This window comes from Streptomyces sp. NPDC001796, assembly GCF_042892355.1.
Taxonomy (GTDB): domain Bacteria; phylum Actinomycetota; class Actinomycetes; order Streptomycetales; family Streptomycetaceae; genus Streptomyces.
This window is the reverse complement of record NZ_JBIAUC010000009.1, coordinates 187,881-204,307: the sequence shown is the minus strand read 5'-3', so window position 1 is coordinate 204,307 and position 16,427 is coordinate 187,881. Positions and strand designations below refer to the sequence as shown.

Genomic DNA, 16,427 nt, shown 5'->3' with positions numbered 1-16,427 from the left:
GCGCCCGAACCCCGCCCGACGGCCCGGTCACGGTAGTTCGTCCGCCCACATGTCCAGCAGGTCCGCGTCCGGATCGGGCGCCGTCCGCGCGGGGGTCCCGTCGGCTCCGGGGAGCGCCTGTTCGGCCCAGATGACCTTGCCCTGGGGCGTGTACCGGGTGCCCCAGCGCTCGGTCATCCGGGACACCAGGAACAGGCCCCGGCCTCCCTCGTCGGTCGTCGCCGCGTACCGCAGGTGCGGTGAGGTGCTGCTGCCGTCGGACACCTCGCAGACCAGCGTCCTGTCGTCGTGGATCAGCCGCACATGGATCGGCGGGGAGCCGTAGCGGATGGCGTTGGTGACGAGTTCGCTCAGGACGAGTTCCATGCCGAAGCCGAGTTCGGCGAGGCCCCACTCGTCGAGCTTGCGGGACAGGGCGACGCGCATCCCGGCGACGGCGGACGGGTCGGGCGGCACGTCCCAGTCGGCGACCCGGTCGGCCGGCAGCGCCCGGGTGCGGGCGATGAGCAGGGCGACGTCGTCCTTGGGCCGTCCGGGCAGCATCTGGTCCAGCACGGCCTGGCAGCTCTCCTCGGGCGAGCGGTCGGGGTGGCCGGCGAGCACGGCGCCCAGCATCTCCATGCCCACGTCCAGGTCGCGGGTGCGGTCCTCGATGAGGCCGTCGGTGTAGAGCACGATCTGGCTGCCCTCGGGGAGGTCGAGCTCGGCCGTCTGGAAGGGCATGCCGCCGAGGCCGAGCGGCGGTCCGGCCGGCAGGTCGGGGAAGGTGACGCCACCGTCGGGGTGGACCAGCGCGGGTGCCAGGTGTCCGGCGCGTGCCATGGCGACGCGGCGCGTGACGGGGTCGTAGACGGCGTAGAGGCAGGTGGCGCCCACGATGCCCGCGGCCGTGTCGCTGCCCGCCTCGTCCTGGTCGATGCGGCCGACGAGGTCGTCGAGATGGCTGAGCAGCTCGTCGGGCGGCAGGTCGAGGGAGGAGAAGTTGTGCACCGCGGTCCGCAGCCGTCCCATGGTCGCGGCGGCGTGCAGTCCGTGGCCGACCACGTCGCCCACGGCCAGCGCCACCCGGCTCCCCGGCAGCGGGATCACGTCGAACCAGTCTCCGCTCACGCCGGACTGGGCGGGCACGTACCGGTAGCCGACATCGAGGGCGCTCTGCTCGGGCAGGGCCCGCGGCAGCAGGCTGCGCTGGAGGGTGACCGCCAGGGTGTGCTCGCGGGTGTAGCGGCGGGCGTTGTCGATGCTGACCGCGGCGCGGGCCACCAGCTCCTCCGCCAGTGACAGGTCCTCCTCGTCGAAGGGCTTCTGCTGGGTGGAGCGCCAGAAGTTGGCCATGCCGAGCACGACACCGCGGGCCTGGATCGGGGCGGCGATGAGCGAGTGGATGCCGTAGTCCACGACCTCCTTGGTGCGCTCCGGGTCCTGCGCGTGCCAGCCCGCGGCGGTCGCCAGGTCGGTCACCAGCTCGGCGCGGCCGGTGCCGTAGCCGCGTGCCTGCGGCGTGGAGGGCACGAAGTCGAGCAGCCGGCCCCTCTCGTAGAGCGGGTGGTCGTCCCGGACGCCGCGCACGGCGGTGCGCCGCATGTCCGTGGCCGTGGGGCCGGGCTCCTCGCCGTGCAGCACGGCGTCGGCGAGGTCCACGGTGACGAAGTCGGCGAAGCGGGGGACGGCGACCTGGGCCAGCTCGTCGGCGGTGCGGACCACGTCGAGTGTGGTGCCGACGCCCAGTCCGGCGTCGTAGAGCAGCTTCAGCCGCTCCCGTGCGACCTCCGCCCTGCCGGACACCGCCTGCAGCTCGGTGGAGTCGCGCAGGGTCACCACCGTGCCCTTGGGGCCTCCGTCACGGTCCGTGGGCCGCTGGTTGACCGCCAGCAGCCGTTCCCCGGCGAAGAGCACCTCGTCTGTCGCCTCGCGCCCGGAGACCAGCAGCGCCACCGTGGCGGGGTCGAGGACCGCCAGCTGCGACACGCGCTGCCCCTCGGCGTCCAGCGGCAGCTCCAGCAGCCGTCTGGCCTCGTCGTTGGCGAGCAGCAGCCGCCCGTCGTCCCCGATGATGAGGACTCCCTCGCGCACCGAGTGCAGCACCGCGTCGTGGTGCTCGTACATGCGGGTCATCTCGTCGGGGGCCAGGCTGTGGGTCTGCCGTCGCAGCCGCCTGCCGACGAGTGCCGTGCCGCCGGTGGACACCACGAGCGCGCCGGCTCCGGCGCCGAAGATGATCGGGAGCTGCCGGTCCACCTCGTTGGTCACGTTCTTGACCTTCAGACCGGCGGAGACGAGGGCCACCACCTTGCCCTGGGGATCGTCGACGGGAACGGTGGCCTGGACTTCCTCGCCGAGCGGGCCGTGGACGCTCTCGGTGTAGACCTTCCCGGCGAGCGACGGTCCGATGGTGCCCACGAACCGGTGGCCGATCCGGCTCGGCAGGGGGTGGGTGTAGCGGATGCCCTTGGTGTTCATGACCACGATGAAGTCGACACCGGCGGACTTGCGCCCCTGCTCGGTGAGGGGCTGGAGCACCTTCGTCGGATCGGGGGTGCGCAGCGCCTGCAGGATGCCCGGAGAGTGCGCGAAGGTCTGCGCGACGGCTATGGAGCGGCGCTTGGCCTCGGAGCCGGTGTCCCGCTGCGACTGGAGCACCAGGGCGACCACGGCGCAGACCACGAGCAGCACGACCAGCGCCACCTGCAGGACGAATACCTGCCCGGCGACGCTTCGTGGACTTCTGCCGATCAAGGACCGCATCGATAGGCGCCGAAATCGAGCGTTTCCGCTCGCCATGCGACATTTCTAGCACAGCGTTCCCCCCGGTCCGCCAAGGCGGCAGGTTCACGCCAGATCCTACGCCGCCGTCCAAGGGCCGCTCGGCCCGGTCGCGGAGCGCCCCGACGGGCCCGGGTGACCGCGCCCACCTGCACGAACGGCGCCGCTCGGGCGACCTTCAGGGCCGTCGGGCCCTCGCGGGATCAGCCCCCGGTCCCCCCGAAATCCCCACACCGGTCCGGCCGGAAGACCCTCGCCGCGGATCCGGCCGTGCGGCGCGCGCACGCGAGACCGCCGGAGCGGCAGGTCGCCGGCGCGGGGCGCGCCGGGCTCAGGCAGCGCCCCCCTTGGTGTCCCTGTCCTCGTCGACGATCTCCGCATCCACCACGCCCTCCTCGTCCTGCGGTGACGTGTGCTGCCGGGCGCCTTCCGTGGACGTCTGCGGGGACTGGGCGTACATCGCCTGGCCCATCTTCTGGCTGACCGTGGCGAGCCTGTCCACGCCGCCCCGCAGGGCCGCGGTGTCGGCGCCCTCCTTGAGCAGGTCCTTCAGCTCGGCGACCGCCGCCGTCACCTCGCCCTTCGTGTCCGCCGGCACCCGCTCCCCGTTCTCCCGCAGGAAGTTCTCCGTCTGGTAGACGAGCTGCTCCGCCTGGTTGCGCGCCTCCGCCGCCTCCCGGCGCCTGCGGTCCTCCTCGGCGTACTGCTCCGCGTCCCGCATCATCCGGTCGATCTCGTCCTTGGGGAGCGCCGAGCCGCCGGTCACCGTCATCCTCTGTTCCCGGCCCGTCGCCAGGTCCTTGGCCGAGACGTGCATGATCCCGTTGGCGTCGATGTCGAAGGTCACCTCGATCTGCGGCACCCCGCGCGGCGCCGGCGGCAGCCCGGTCAGGTCGAAGACGCCGAGCTTCTTGTTGTACGCGGCGATCTCCCGCTCGCCCTGGTAGACCTGGATGCCGACCGACGGCTGGTTGTCCTCGGCGGTGGAGAAGATCTCCGAACGCTTCGTGGGGATCGTCGTGTTGCGTTCGATCAGCTTGGTCATGATGCCGCCCTTGGTCTCGATGCCGAGGGACAGCGGGGTCACGTCGAGCAGCAGCACGTCCTTGACGTCTCCGCGCAGGACACCGGCCTGGAGTGCCGCGCCGACGGCCACGACCTCGTCCGGGTTGACGCCCTTGTGCGGGTCCTTGCCGGTGAGTTCCCGCACCAGGTCGGTGACCGCGGGCATCCGGGTGGAGCCGCCGACCAGGATCACGTGGTCGATCGCGGAGAGCTCCACGCCGGCATCCCCGACCGCCTGGTGGAAGGGTGTCCGGCAGCGGTCCAGCAGATCGGCCGTGAGCTCCTGGAACCGGGCGCGGGTCAGCCTCTCCTCCAGGTGCAGCGGACCCTCGGCGGAGGCGGTGATGTAGGGCAGGTTGACGGTCGTCTCGGTGGAGCTGGACAGCTCGATCTTGGCCTTCTCCGCGGCCTCCCGCAGCCTCTGCACCGCCATCTTGTCGGCGCCGAGGTCGATGCCGTACTGGCCCTTGAACCGCTGCACCAGATGGTCGACGACCCGCTGGTCCCAGTCGTCGCCGCCGAGGTGGGTGTCACCGTTGGTGGCCTTGACCTCGATCACTCCGTCGCCGATCTCCAGCAGGGAGACGTCGAAGGTGCCGCCACCGAGGTCGAAGACGAGGACGGTCTGCTCCTCGCCGCGGTCGAGCCCGTACGCGAGGGCCGCCGCCGTCGGCTCGTTGATGATCCGCAGGACCTTCAGCCCCGCGATCTCCCCGGCCTCCTTGGTGGCCTGCCGCTGGGCGTCGTCGAAGTACGCGGGCACGGTGATCACGGCGTCCGTGACGTCCTCGCCCAGATACGCCTCGGCGTCCCGCTTCAATTTCTGCAGGACGCGCGCGGACAGCTCCTGCGCCCGGAAGCGGGTGCCGTCCACGGAGCCGTGCTCCGGGAAACGCCAGTGCGCGTCGCCCATGTGGCGCTTCACCGAGCGCGCGGTGCGCTCGACGTTCGTCACGGCCTGCCGCTTGGCGACCTCGCCGACGAGCACGTCGCCGTTCTTGGCGAAGGCCACGACCGACGGTGTGGTCCGCGCGCCCTCGGCGTTGCTGATGACGGTGGGCTCACCACCCTCCAGGACGGCCACCACCGAGTTCGTCGTCCCCAGATCGATCCCGACCGCACGTGTCATCGCCGTCCCCTTCCGCCAGGGCGCTGCCCGCACTCCATCACAAATCTTGAGTGGCCCCATGTCAATGCGCGCGACGGGGGCTCCCGATGCGATGCCGGGTACCCGGAAACGAGAGTGCCGCGCCCCCCTCGGCGGGAAGCGCGGCACCTCCGGGTACGCGGGGTGTCAGGCGAGCTTGGCGTCCAGCGTGATCGTCGTACCGGCCAGCGCCTGGCTGACCGGGCAGTTCTTCTTCGCGTCCTCGGCGGCGGCGACGAACGCGTCGTTGTCGATTCCGGGGACGGTGCCCTCGACGGTGAGGTGGATGCCCGTGATGCCCTCACCCGGCTGGAAGGTGACGTCGGCCTTCGTCTCGAGCTTGGTGGGCGGGGTGCCGGCGCCGGCCAGGCCGTGCGACAGCGCCATGGAGAAGCAGCTGGAGTGGGCGGCGGCGATCAGCTCCTCGGGGCTGGTCTTGCCGTTCGCGTCCTGGGAGCGCGAGGCCCACGTGACCGGCTGCTGGGCGATGCCGGATGAGTCGAAGGTGACGACGCCGTTGCCCTCGAGCAGGTTGCCTTCCCAGACGGTGTGAGCGGTGCGCGTGGTTGCCACGGTTCTTCCTTTCGATGGGGTCCCCGTTTCCGGGGTTCCGTCGCTCCCATCCGATCACACCCGGCCCCCGCGGGCCCAGTTCCCCGCCGCGTCGCCGTCCAGCCCGCCGTCAGGCGGCGCGTTCGCCCTCCTCGGCGGCGGGACGCGGCACTTGGGGGCCCTCGCACTCGCCCAGCCAGCGGCGGAAGACCTCGTGGACCTGCTCGGCGCCGACCAGTTCGGCGCCCTCCTCGACCGGTGCGGACAACTCCACCGGCCACAGCAGGAAGGGCCGGCCCTGGGCGCCGCCGAGCCCGCCGTGCGAACCGATCTGCTCCTCGAAGGCCAGGACCTCTCCCTCGGCCGGGTCGTACCAGGAGTTGACCATGATGTCGGCGGCGTGCGGGAAGGAGTGCGTGCGGCGCACGGCGTGGGCGGCACCCGGTCCGAAGCCCGTGAGCGGACCGGTCTCGTCGGCGAGCCGGTCCACCGGGATCTCGGCGCCGAACGCGCCCAGCACCACCCCGCCGTGCTCCTCGCTGCGGACGAGGACGAAACCGACGCCGGGATGGTTGGCGAGCGTCGACAGCAGCGCGGGGTACCGGCGGTCGATCTCCTCCTTGCTCATCCGGTGCGGCACATCGGGGAAGGAGACGAGCCCGAGGTTCCCGGAGGCGAGCACGATGGGCTCCGAGTGGCGGCGGGCGACCCTGTGGTGCTCGGCCTTCTCCTCGACGGGCCGGCGCAGCGCGGCGCGTACGGCGGCACGCGCCTCGGCCCCGCTGTGAGTACGCTCCACCTTGCGCGGCACGTGCAGCCCGCAGCCGGCCCGCACCAGGTTGGCGAGGCTGAGCCCGTACCGGGTGCGGAAGGTCTCGCCCGGGCTCTGCCCGTGGTCGGACAGGACGACGATCCGGTACGGGCGCGGGGCGTGCTCGGCGACCTGCGCGAGCAGCGCGAGCGAGCGGTCGAGCCGGTGCAGGACCTTCTCGGCGTCGCGGCTGTGCGGCCCCGAGTGGTGGGCCACCTCGTCGTAGGCCACCAGGTCCGCGTAGATCGCGCTGCGCCCGGCGAGCATGTCGCCGATCACCGCGGCGACGACCACGTCCCGTTCGACGACGGTGGCGAAGGCGCGCACGAAGGGGTACAGGCCACCGCGGCCCACACGCGGCCGCTGCCGCTTCAACCTGGCCCGGGTGGACTGGCCGATCTCGCGGGCGACCTCGGCGGCGAACGACATGGCGGTGCGGACGGCGTTGGCCGGGTCGCTGAAGTACGCGAAGTAGCCGACGCGTGAGCGGTTCTCCCTGCCCCGCCGGGCGGAGACGGACAGCACCAGCGCGAGTTGGTCGGCGCCGCCGCTGAACAGGTTGCCGCGGCTCGCGCCGTCGACGGTGAGCAGACCGCCGTCGCCGGTCCGCTCGATGGCGCGGCGCTGGAGTTCCGCGGCGCTCGTCGGGCGGTTGCACACGACGACCTCGCGGGTCTCCTTCTCGTACCAGCGGAACGCGGGAACGTCGTGGTTGGAGCCGTGCAGGATGCCGAGCTGGCTGGCGCCGGTCTGGCTGGACCAGTCGGTGCGCCAGGCGGTGAGCCGATGGCTGGGGCCGCCGTCGCGCGGGGCGAGCCAGGAAGCGACGGTCGGCATCAGGCCCTTGGCCACGGCCTCCCGCAGCACGTCGTGTCCGACGCCGTCGAGCTGGACGAAGACCGCGCCGGGGGTGACACGGCCGGAGCGGCCGTCGCCGCGTCTGCGGCGGCGGTCGGCGAGCCGGTACAGCCTTCTGCGGTACGCGTCGTCGTCCCGTACGGCGATGGCGGCACCGGTGGCCGAGGCGACGGCGGACATCGCGGCGGCGACCACCACGGCGGTCTCGGGGGCGGCCTCGGCGTCGCCGGAAGGGGTGACGCGGAGGGCGACGAGCAGGAGGGAGCCGTTGAGGAAGAAGACGAGCAGGCCGAGGACGAGGGCGGGGACGAGCAGCAGAAGCCGTACCAGCAGGGGCCACACCAGGGACGACAGCAGACCGAAGACACCGGCGCCGGCAGCGGCCGTGACCGCTATGCGGGTCGCGCTGTCGCCGCCGGGGGACTCGAGCCGGAAGTCGGGCAGGACGCCGGCGAGGACGAGCATGGTGGCGGTGGAGGCGGCCCACACGGCGATGCTGCGACCCACACCGCTGAGCAGCTTCCGCCAACGCCCGTGCCCCACGCCCAGCTCACCTCACGTCATGGCCCTGCCGCCCTCTCGGATGCGCCCCCACCTTGTCACAACGCCGGGAGGCCCCGGTCAGCGGCCGTCGTAACCCGCCGTCGGCAGCGACAGGCGGCGGTGGATCCGGGCTTTCATCCCGGCGTCGTACGACGGTTCCGCGCGGCCGACCGTCTCGACGCGGACGCCTCGCCGGGCGCACTCCGCGGTGAACTCGTCCACCGAGGTCAGGGCCCGCTCCAGAACGCGGCGGCTGGGGGCCACGAACAGGTCGACCAGCCCCGCCTCCACATCCGTCCACAACGCGCAGTGGTCGGGGCGCAGGCCGCGGACGAGGAGTTCCCGCGTCACCACGTAGCCGCGCTCCGCCGCCCAGCGCGCGCACATCGCGTGCTGGCTGCGGGAGTCGACGAGGAAGGGTTCCGCGTCCAGCTCCTCGAGCGGCGTCAGGCTGGCGATCGCCGTGACCCGGACCGTGCCCGGCCGGACGCGGGCGTCGCGTGCGCCGGCGGTGCCGTGCGCCTCTCCCATGGGGTCCCCCCCTCACCTCAGGGTTTCCCCGCCGACCCTACCCCTGCCCGTAGGCTCGGGGGGAGTCGCGCGAAGGAGGCAATGGAGTGCCGGTGGAGGTCACGTGGTGGGGTCACGCCACCTGCACGGTCGAGGACTCCGGAGTACGGGTGCTCACCGATCCCCTGTTCGCGCGCCGCCTCGCGCATCTGCGGCGGCGCCGCGGTGCCCCGCCGCCGCCCGAGGCCGCGGTCGCGGACGTGACGCTGGTGTCGCATCTGCACGCCGACCATCTGCATGTCCCGTCGCTGGCCCGGCTGGCCCCGGGCAGCCGGGTACTGGTGCCGAGCGGCGCCACGGCCCAGGTGCCGGGGTTGCGCAGGCTGGGCCGTCTGCGGCTCACGGAGGTGGCGCCCGGGGACCGGGTGCGGGTCGGTGACCTGGTCGTACGGGTGGTGCCCGCACGGCACGACGGGCGCCGGCTGCCGGTGGGGCCGCACCGCTCCCCCGCGCTGGGGTTCGTCGTCGAGGGGGACGCGCGGACGTACTTCGCCGGTGACACCGGGCTGTTCGAGTCGATGGCCGACGAGGTGGGCCCGGTCGACGTGGCGCTGCTGCCGGTCGGCGGCTGGGGGCCCTACCTCGGCGAGGGGCACCTGGACGCGGGGCGCGCGGCGCAGGCGCTCGCAAAGTTGATGCCGCGCAGCGCGGTGCCCGTGCACTACGGCACGTACTGGCCGATCGGGATGGACGCCGTGCGCCCCCACGAATTCCACGCGCCGGGCGCCGAGTTCGCCCGCCTCGCCGCGCGGTACGCGCCGGACGTCAGGGTGCACCTGGTGTCCCACGGTGAGAGCGCCCGCCCGGAGGTCGCCCGGTGATGCACCTCGCCGCCACGACCACCCTCGTGCCCACGGAGTCCACCCAGCAGGCCGTCGGCTATCCGTCGTTGTTCCTGCTGGTGCTGATCGGGGCGCTGGTGCCGGTGGTGCCGACAGGGGCGCTGGTCAGTTCCGCGGCGGTCGTGGCCTTCCACCGGACCGCGCCCTACTCGCTCGCCCTGGTCTTCGTCGTCGCGGCGCTCGCGGCCTTCCTCGGGGACGTCGCGCTGTACTGGCTCGGCCGGCGCGGCATGCGGTCGAAGAACGGTTCACGCTGGCTGGAGAACCTCCGCGGCCGCGCCCCCGAGGACCGGCTCGCCCAGGCCCAGGAGAAGCTGAACGAGCACGGGATCGCGGTGCTCACCCTCTCCCGGCTGGTCCCGGCGGGCCGCATTCCGGTGATGCTCGCGTGCCTGCTGGCCCGTATGCCGCTGCGGGAGTTCGCCCGTGGCGACGCCCCGGCCTGCCTGGCATGGGCCGCGACGTACCAGCTGATCGGCATACTCGGCGGCTCGCTCTTCCCGAAGCCGTGGGAGGGTGTGGTGGCGGCGATCGTGCTGACGGTCGTGATCAGCGCGGCACCCGGCCTGTGGCGCCGGATGCGCAGGGCCGCCACCTCGTAAGTTCCGGGCTCCGGCTTCACTGAAGGACCCGTGACGCCCCCACCGGCAGGTCCCACAGGTCCTCGCGGGCCAGCCCGGCCTTCTCCCAGGCCGCCCGCACCCGGGTCAGCGGTTCCAGGACCGGCTCCGCCGACAGCACGAACGTGGCCCAGTGCATGGGCGCCATCCGCCGTGCGCCCAGGTCGAGCGTCGCCCGGACCGCCTCCTCCGGGTCGCAGTGGACGTCGCTGAGCCACCAGCGCGGGTCGTACGCACCGATCGGCATGAGGGTCAGGTCGATCCCCGGATAGCGCTGACCGATCCGTTCGAACCAGTGCCCGTATCCGGTGTCGCCCGCGAAGTGGACCCGCTGCCCGTCGGGCGCCGTCAGCACCCAGCCGCCCCACAGCGAACGGCACGTGTCGGTCAGGGTGCGCTTGGACCAGTGGTGGGCGGGCACGAAGTCGAACCGGACGCCCTTGACCTCGGCGGCCTCCCACCAGTCCAGCTCGGTGACGCAACGGAACCGCCGGCGGCGGAACCACGCGGCGAGCCCGGCCGGTGCGAGCACCGGGGTGTCGCGCGGAAGGCGGCGCAGCGTCGGGGCGTCGAGGTGGTCGTAGTGGTTGTGGCTGATGACGACCGCGTCGACGCGCGGCAGGGCGTCCCAGTCGATGCCGACGGGCGTGATCCGGGCGGGTGTGCCGAGGATGCGCCGGGACCAGACGGGGTCGGTGAGGACCGTCAGCCCGCCGATCCGCACCACCCAACTGGCGTGGCCCGCCCAGGAGACGGCGACCGTGCGCGCGTCGACCCGCGGCAGCGGGCCCGGCTCGTACGGCAGCCGGGGAATGTCCTTCAGGCCCTCGGGGGCGGGCCGGACCGCGCCCTCGCGGGCGAAGCGGGCCATGGCCTTGAGGCCGGGCAGCGGTGTGGTCAGCCGGTCGATGAAGGAGCGCGGCCAGATACGGCGCTCTCCGAGGGGGCGGGGCGCTGCGAGCGGCGGCGCCACCAGCGGCGCGGGGTCCTGACTCAGCAGGGGCGTGGACGCGGGCGCACCGGTGTCCTGGTGTGCCGCAACGGTGCTCGTGGTCGACTCTGACTGCTGCGTCATCGAGGAGGCTCCCATCGCTGAGCGTCGTCGCGGAGATCGGCGAAGGCCGATCCCACATGGGTCAACGCGCGTTGTACGTGTGGCAGTTCCAGCGGTTCCGGTGAGGTGAGGCACTGCGCCCGTTCTGCGGCGGTCGCGCCGAGGAGGGGGCCGGTGGACAGACGGACGCGGAGCGCAGCGAGGTCGTCCCCGAAGCGGTGACCGCCGGGCGCGGGCATGCCGAGCCGGGCTGTGAGGAGGTCCTCGAGTTCCTGCGCGTCACCGACGCCGCGCACGTCGAGCGCGGCGCGCAGCGGCTCCAGGTCGGCGTAGAGGTGGCGGCCGGCCTGCGGGGGCAGGACGAGGGCGCCCGCCGCGACGACGGCCCGGCGCACGGCGTCGGCCACGCGCGCGTGGAGCGCGGTGCCGACGGCGAGGCGCTGGGTGACGTCGGCGGGCTCGTCGAGCACGTACACGGCCGCGGCGGCGACCGGGTCGGCGATCCGGGCGCCGAGCGCGGTGAGCACGTCCAGGGCGCGGGCGCGCAGTCCGGCGCCGTCGTCGGTGGCCGGGAAGCGGGCGACGGCCGCGGGCCAGCCGGGCGGCAGGAACGGTCCGGCGAGGTCGGTGACGACGGTGACCCGGTCCGGCAGCATCTCGGCGGGGCTGAGCAGCACGGTGTCGTGCGGCCGGTGCACGGTGTCGCGCCAGGTCTCGTCGCTGACCAGGTGCAGCCCCTCGCCGGCGGCGGCCTCGACGGTCTCGTGCACGAGTTCGGGCGGGGCGACGGTGGCGGTGGGGTCGTCGGCGACGGCGAGCACGAGGAGGCGGGGGTCGCCGCCCTCGGCGCGGATTCTGCGGACGGTCTCCAGGAGGGCGTACGGATCGGGGACGCCGCCGCACTCCATGGGGGTCGGCACATGGAACACGGACCGTCCCAGCGCCCGGACCTGGGGCGCCCACCAGGCCGGGCAGGGCCGCGGGACCAGTACGTCGCCGCCGAGCGCGGCGGTGACGGCGACGAACAGGGCGGGGGCGCCGGGGGCGGCGGCGATGTCGTCGCGCTCGGCGGGCAGTCCGCGCCGCGCGAAGTACCCGCAGGCGGCGTCGAGGAGGGCGAGCAGTCGGGAGGGGCCGGAGTCGTCGTGGTCGGCGGCCTCGGCGAGCGCCGCGGACAGGCCCGGCAGGAGGGGCAGCCCCTGCTCGGGCAGGGGCGGTCCGTAGCGGACGGGGCCGTGCCCTTCCGGTTCCGTCCGCCGCATGCGTGCCTCCGCGCAGTCCCTGGTGCCGTCGCCGGGCCCCCGCGCTCCGGCTCGCTCCACGCCCTCGACCCGCGGCCGCCACCCGCTGTCGCACTCCTGTTCCTCTACGGTGTCGAAGACGCCCTCGGGCTCTGAGTACCCAGGGTTCGGGCCGGTCATGGGCGTCCGGCCGGGTTGCCCGGATCACAAGGTCAGGTGTTCGGATCACGGGTGCGGGTTCAGGCGTGGCCGGACCGTCCGCGCCCCCAGACCCGGTGGAGCGCGGCACCGAACGCGCCCGCGATCAGGAGACCGCCGGCGGCCAGGGCGGGCACCGAGTCGGTGAAGGCGCCGCCTTCCCCGGCGTGCACGCCTTGCTGAGCGCCGACGGGAGGCTGTGCCGCGCTCTGCTTCCCCTGGTCGCCCTGCTGCCTGCCCGTGTCTTGCTTGCCCTGGCTGTCCCCCTGCCCCTGCGGCTTGCCCTGGCCGTCGCCCTGCTGCTTGCCCTGGTTCTCGCCCTGCTGCTTGCCCTGGTTCTCGCCCTGCTGCTTGCCCTGGTTCTCGCCCTGCTGCTTGCCCTGGTTCTCGCCCTGCGACTTGCCCTGGCCGTCGCTCTGCTGCTTGCTCTGCCCGTCCCCCTGCTGCTTCCCAGACCCCTGCCCGTCCCCCTGCTGCCTCCCGGACCCCTGGGACTGACCCTCACCCTGCTGCTTGCTCTGGCCATCCCCCTGCTGCCTCCCAGACCCCTGCCCGTCCCCCTGCTGCCTCCCGGACCCCTGAGACTGACCCTCACCCTGCTGCTTCGCGGACCCCTGGGACTGCCCGTCCCCCTGCTGCTTCCCAGACCCCTGCCCGTCCCCCTGCTGCTTCCCAGACCCCTGCCCGTCCCCCTGCTGCTTCCCAGACCCCTGCCCGTCCCCCTGCTGCTTCCCAGACTGCTCCCTCTGCCCCTCCTCCTGCTGCCTGCCGCTCGGTGAGGCATCACCGTCGTGGTGGTGGCCGTGGCCCTCCCGGCACACGGTGAACGAGACGGTCCACGGTCTCTCACGGCCGCCCGGGCCCCCCGGGCACCGTCCGTCCACGCCCCACGACGCCTCGCGGCCGGCCAGGTCGGCGACGACGTTCACGCTACCGCCGGCCGGGACGCGGGCCGTGCCGCGGTAGCGGACACCGCCCCGGCGTTCGGTCCAGTCATCGTCGTCGTCGCGGTCGACCCGGTGAAGCCGCACCCTGCCCCCCTCGAAGGCCTGGGAGGCGCCCTCGATGGCGTCGGGCAGGCCGGCGCCGACCGCGTCGCAGGACACCGAGACGGTGACCGTGTCGCCGGGCGCGACGGAGCGTGGGGTGATGTCGGCGGACGAGTCGGCTGACGCGTTCGGGGCTGCGGCACCCAGGGCGGCACCGGTCAGAGCGGCGGCGGACAGGACTCGGGCAGTGCAGCGCATGGGGCGGGCTCCTTCGGCCGGGTTCCTCCATGACAGCCCGCCCGGCCGTGGACCGCGCGCGGCCGTGCCCCATTCGCGCGACCTGCACCGCCGTGCGGGTGACGGACAGGCCGCGCGCCGAGGGGTCAGCCGGCCAGCGAGACCAGCTCCCGCTCCAGGCCGCGGCCCCGCTTCTCCACGACGCCCGCGGCGACGTCGGCGAGTTTGCGGTTGGCGCCCTGGGAGATGCGGCGCAGTACCTGGAAGGCCGTCTCGGCGTCGCAGCCGAGGACGTGCATCACGATCCCGCACGCCTGGTCGACGACGGGCCGGGAGCGCAGGGCGGCGCCGAGCTGGTCGAGTTCCGTGAGGGCGGCACGGTAGGAGCGGTCGCGCACCAGGCAGCCCACGGCGAGGTCGCCGAGCACCCGGGCGGGGCCGTGCGGGGCGCCCTTCAGGGTCCCGGGCCGGAAGCTGTAGAGGCTGAGCGTGACGGCCAGCCCGGACCGCCGGAAGGGGATCGTGACGCTGGACCGTACACCGGCGTCGAGGGCGAGGGCGCGGTACTCCGGCCAGCGCTCCTCGCGCAGCAGGTCCAGGGCCTCGACCGGCTCGCCCGACTCCAGCGCCGCGGGGATCGGCCCGTCGCCGCCGCGGAGCTGGACGGTGACGAGCGGGGCGAGATCGGGGTGGGTGACGGCGGCGGGCCGGTCCGTACCGCCCTCGACGCCGCCTTCCACGACCGTGGTGCTGGCGCCGCAGCAGTCGGGGGTGCACCGCGCGGCCTGTTCGACGAGCTCCGACAGTCGGCGCCCAGGGAGGGCGGACTCGGGGGACTCGGCCGCCAGGTGGTGACCCTCCGGGTGGTAACCGAGTTGTCCGGTCTCCGGCATCCTTCACCTCCTCTTCGGGCGGCTGCCCGCTCACCCCGGTGGAAAACGGCGTCCGTGGGGAGGTGGCCGGTTCCGTGCGCAGCCCCCCGGCAAGCAGGGCGTCCGGGTTAGGTTCGTGGCATGACGCAGACGGACGAGTTCGGTGAAGAGCTGGCGGATTTCGTCCGCCGGGTCGCGGCGCTCAAGGCGGCCCGTGCCATACCCACGGACGACCTGCCCTCGGTGCTCGACGCTGCGATCTTCGAACTCGACCATGTCGCAGGTCAGTTGTGGCCGTGGTACCAGCGGCTGTCCACGAGCGCCGGGGCCGCCCCGGCCGGTTCCGGTGACCGCCAGGAGCAGCAACTGCTCAAGACCCTCTTCCAGCGGCTCCCGGTGCCGGTCGCGCTGGTGGACCGCGAGACGGTGGTGCGGCGGCTGAACTTCGCGGCCATCTCCTTCACCGGGGTCCGCGCGGGCTATGCGACGGGCCGCCCGCTGACCGGGCTTCTGGCGCACGCCGACCGGGCGGCGTTCCGTTCGCAGGCGGCCGCGGTGGCGCGCGGAGAGGGCGACCGCAGCATGACGGTACGTCTGCCGCAGCATCCGTCGGTGCCGGTACGGGCGACGCTGGTCGCGGTGCGGCCGAGCGGGGAGCCGCGCACGGCGGTCATGGTGGTGCTGCAGCCCGCGGACACCCGGGTGCCGGCCGGCGAGCACACCCCGCCCGGCGGCATCCCAAACCTGAACCTGACCGAGGCCGCTCGGCACGCGGCGCTGATGGACCTGCTGGACGCGATGACGACGGCCCTGCTGACCGCGCCGGCCGGGGCCGTCCTGGAGCAGGCGGCCCGGGTGCTGCGCGGCCGGTTCGCGGACTGGGTGGTGGCGGACGCGGGAGACGGGCGCCTGACCCGCACGGCGGTACTGGGACCGCCCGGTGAGGACGTGGACGCGCTGGTCGCGCAGGACCCCGCCGGGTGCCCCCTCGTCATCGAGGCGGCACGCGGTGGATCCACGGTCCTGCGGGTGCGGCCGGAGGACCCGGAGGCCTTCGGGCGTGACACCTCGGGTGCCCCCGTCCTCGTCCGCGCGAACGTGACGTCCCTGCTGTGTGTGCCGCTCACCGACGGGAGCACCGTGCGGGGAGTGCTCACACTGTTCCGCAGTGGGGCCCGGCCGGCGTTCTCGATGGCGGAGGCACAGGCGATGGACATGATGTCCCGTCACATGGCGCTGGCCCTGCGGGCCGTCGGCTAGACGGCGTCCCGCATCACCTGCTCGCGCAGCCGGGAGCAGCAGCGGCTGATCAGGCGGGAGACGTGCATCTGCGAGATGCCGAGCTGCTCGGCGATGCTGCTCTGGGTCATGTCGTCGAAGAAGCGCATGTACAGGATGGCGCGTTCGCGCTCCGGGAGGGCCTTGAGGCGGGGCTTGACCGCCTCGCGGTCCACGACGGTGTCGAGCGCCGGGTCGGGCGAGCCGAGCGAGTCGCCGAGCGAGTATCCGTCCTCGCTGCCAGGCAGTTCGGCGTCCAGGGAGAGCGCGGTGAAGCTCTCCAGGGCCTCGAGGCCGACCAGGACGTCCTCCTCGCTCATGTTGGCGTGCTCGGCGATCTCGGCGACGGTGGGCCTGCGGCCCGAGACGGTCTGCGACAGGTCCTGGGCGGCGAAACGGACGCGGTTGCGCAGGTCCTGGACGCGCCGCGGCACGTGCAGGGTCCACATGTGGTCGCGGAAGTGCCGCTTGATCTCACCGGTGACGGTGGGGACGGCATAGCTCTCGAAGGCGTGCCCACGCTCGGGGTCGTACCGGTCCACGGCCTTCACCAGGCCGAGGAACGCGACCTGACGCAGGTCCTCGAAGCTCTCGCCACGGCTGCGGAAGCGGCCCGCGAGCCGTTCGGCCATGGGCAGCCAGGCCTCGACGATCTCATCGCGGAGCGCGTCGCGCTCTGGGCCCTGGGGGAGCGAGGCGAGCCTGCGGAAGGCCTCCGTGGTGTCGGGGGCGTCGTCGTGGGGGTGGTGCTTCACGCTAGCTCGGTTCTGCATGGTGCGTCGCAACT

13 protein-coding genes are annotated in these 16,427 nt (G+C 73.5%); 3 read left to right on the top strand and 10 right to left on the bottom strand.

The window, feature by feature from the left end; all coding sequences use genetic code 11:
• Positions 1 to 27: 27 nt before the first annotated feature.
• The 5 genes from ACFYZE_RS20585 to ACFYZE_RS20565 all read right to left on the bottom strand — a co-directional run bounded on the left by ACFYZE_RS20585 (position 28) and on the right by ACFYZE_RS20565 (position 8,270).
• Positions 28 to 2,745, bottom strand: a complete 2,718-nt coding sequence (locus tag ACFYZE_RS20585) for a SpoIIE family protein phosphatase (protein ID WP_388995784.1) — start codon at positions 2,743 to 2,745, stop codon at positions 28 to 30.
• A 349-nt stretch (positions 2,746 to 3,094) separates the two neighbouring features.
• Positions 3,095 to 4,957, bottom strand: a complete 1,863-nt coding sequence (dnaK, locus tag ACFYZE_RS20580) for a molecular chaperone DnaK (protein ID WP_388995781.1) — start codon at positions 4,955 to 4,957, stop codon at positions 3,095 to 3,097.
• A 165-nt stretch (positions 4,958 to 5,122) separates the two neighbouring features.
• The gene (locus ACFYZE_RS20575) at positions 5,123 to 5,548 is read right to left on the bottom strand and encodes an OsmC family protein (protein ID WP_263232982.1); all 426 of its coding nucleotides are present in this window, start codon (positions 5,546 to 5,548) and stop codon (positions 5,123 to 5,125) included.
• A 109-nt stretch (positions 5,549 to 5,657) separates the two neighbouring features.
• A complete protein-coding gene (locus ACFYZE_RS20570; RefSeq protein WP_388995778.1) occupies positions 5,658 to 7,739 on the bottom strand; it encodes an alkaline phosphatase family protein in 2,082 nt (693 codons plus the stop codon).
• Between the two features lie 78 nt (positions 7,740 to 7,817).
• Positions 7,818 to 8,270 (bottom strand): hypothetical protein, encoded by a 453-nt coding sequence (locus ACFYZE_RS20565; RefSeq protein ID WP_388995775.1) that lies wholly within the window; start codon positions 8,268 to 8,270, stop codon positions 7,818 to 7,820.
• Between the two features lie 86 nt (positions 8,271 to 8,356).
• Here ACFYZE_RS20565 and ACFYZE_RS20560 point away from each other — a divergent pair, with 86 nt between their 5' ends.
• Positions 8,357 to 9,130 carry an MBL fold metallo-hydrolase gene (locus ACFYZE_RS20560; protein ID WP_388995772.1) on the top strand — a complete coding sequence of 258 codons (774 nt, stop codon included), beginning with the start codon at positions 8,357 to 8,359 and terminating at the stop codon, positions 9,128 to 9,130.
• Entirely contained in the window at positions 9,130 to 9,753 is a 624-nt protein-coding gene (locus ACFYZE_RS20555) for a DedA family protein (protein WP_388995769.1), read from the top strand. The genes ACFYZE_RS20560 and ACFYZE_RS20555 overlap by 1 nt, the downstream gene beginning before the upstream one ends.
• A gap of 16 nt (positions 9,754 to 9,769) precedes the next feature.
• On the opposite strand, the gene ACFYZE_RS20550 is transcribed toward ACFYZE_RS20555, so the two are convergent.
• The 4 genes from ACFYZE_RS20550 to ACFYZE_RS20535 form a co-directional block, all read right to left on the bottom strand.
• A complete protein-coding gene (locus tag ACFYZE_RS20550) occupies positions 9,770 to 10,846 on the bottom strand; it encodes an MBL fold metallo-hydrolase (RefSeq protein ID WP_388995766.1) in 1,077 nt (358 codons plus the stop codon).
• A complete protein-coding gene (locus ACFYZE_RS20545; protein ID WP_388995763.1) occupies positions 10,843 to 12,087 on the bottom strand; it encodes an aminotransferase class I/II-fold pyridoxal phosphate-dependent enzyme in 1,245 nt (414 codons plus the stop codon). The genes ACFYZE_RS20550 and ACFYZE_RS20545 overlap by 4 nt, the downstream gene beginning before the upstream one ends.
• Before the next feature lie 218 nt (positions 12,088 to 12,305).
• Positions 12,306 to 13,511 (bottom strand): hypothetical protein, encoded by a 1,206-nt coding sequence (locus ACFYZE_RS20540; protein WP_388995760.1) that lies wholly within the window; start codon positions 13,509 to 13,511, stop codon positions 12,306 to 12,308.
• A 125-nt stretch (positions 13,512 to 13,636) separates the two neighbouring features.
• The gene (locus ACFYZE_RS20535) at positions 13,637 to 14,383 is read right to left on the bottom strand and encodes an ANTAR domain-containing response regulator (RefSeq protein ID WP_388995757.1); all 747 of its coding nucleotides are present in this window, start codon (positions 14,381 to 14,383) and stop codon (positions 13,637 to 13,639) included.
• Positions 14,384 to 14,503: 120 nt separating this feature from the next.
• On the opposite strand from ACFYZE_RS20535, the gene ACFYZE_RS20530 reads away from it, so the two are divergent.
• Positions 14,504 to 15,622, top strand: coding sequence for a GAF domain-containing protein (locus ACFYZE_RS20530; protein ID WP_388995754.1), 1,119 nt, complete (start codon positions 14,504 to 14,506; stop codon positions 15,620 to 15,622).
• On the opposite strand, the gene ACFYZE_RS20525 is transcribed toward ACFYZE_RS20530, so the two are convergent.
• Complete coding sequence (locus ACFYZE_RS20525) at positions 15,619 to 16,413, bottom strand: RNA polymerase sigma factor SigF (RefSeq protein WP_388995751.1); 795 nt, start codon at positions 16,411 to 16,413, stop codon at positions 15,619 to 15,621. The two genes, ACFYZE_RS20530 and ACFYZE_RS20525, sit on opposite strands and share 4 nt — an antisense overlap.
• Positions 16,414 to 16,427: the final 14 nt, after the last annotated feature.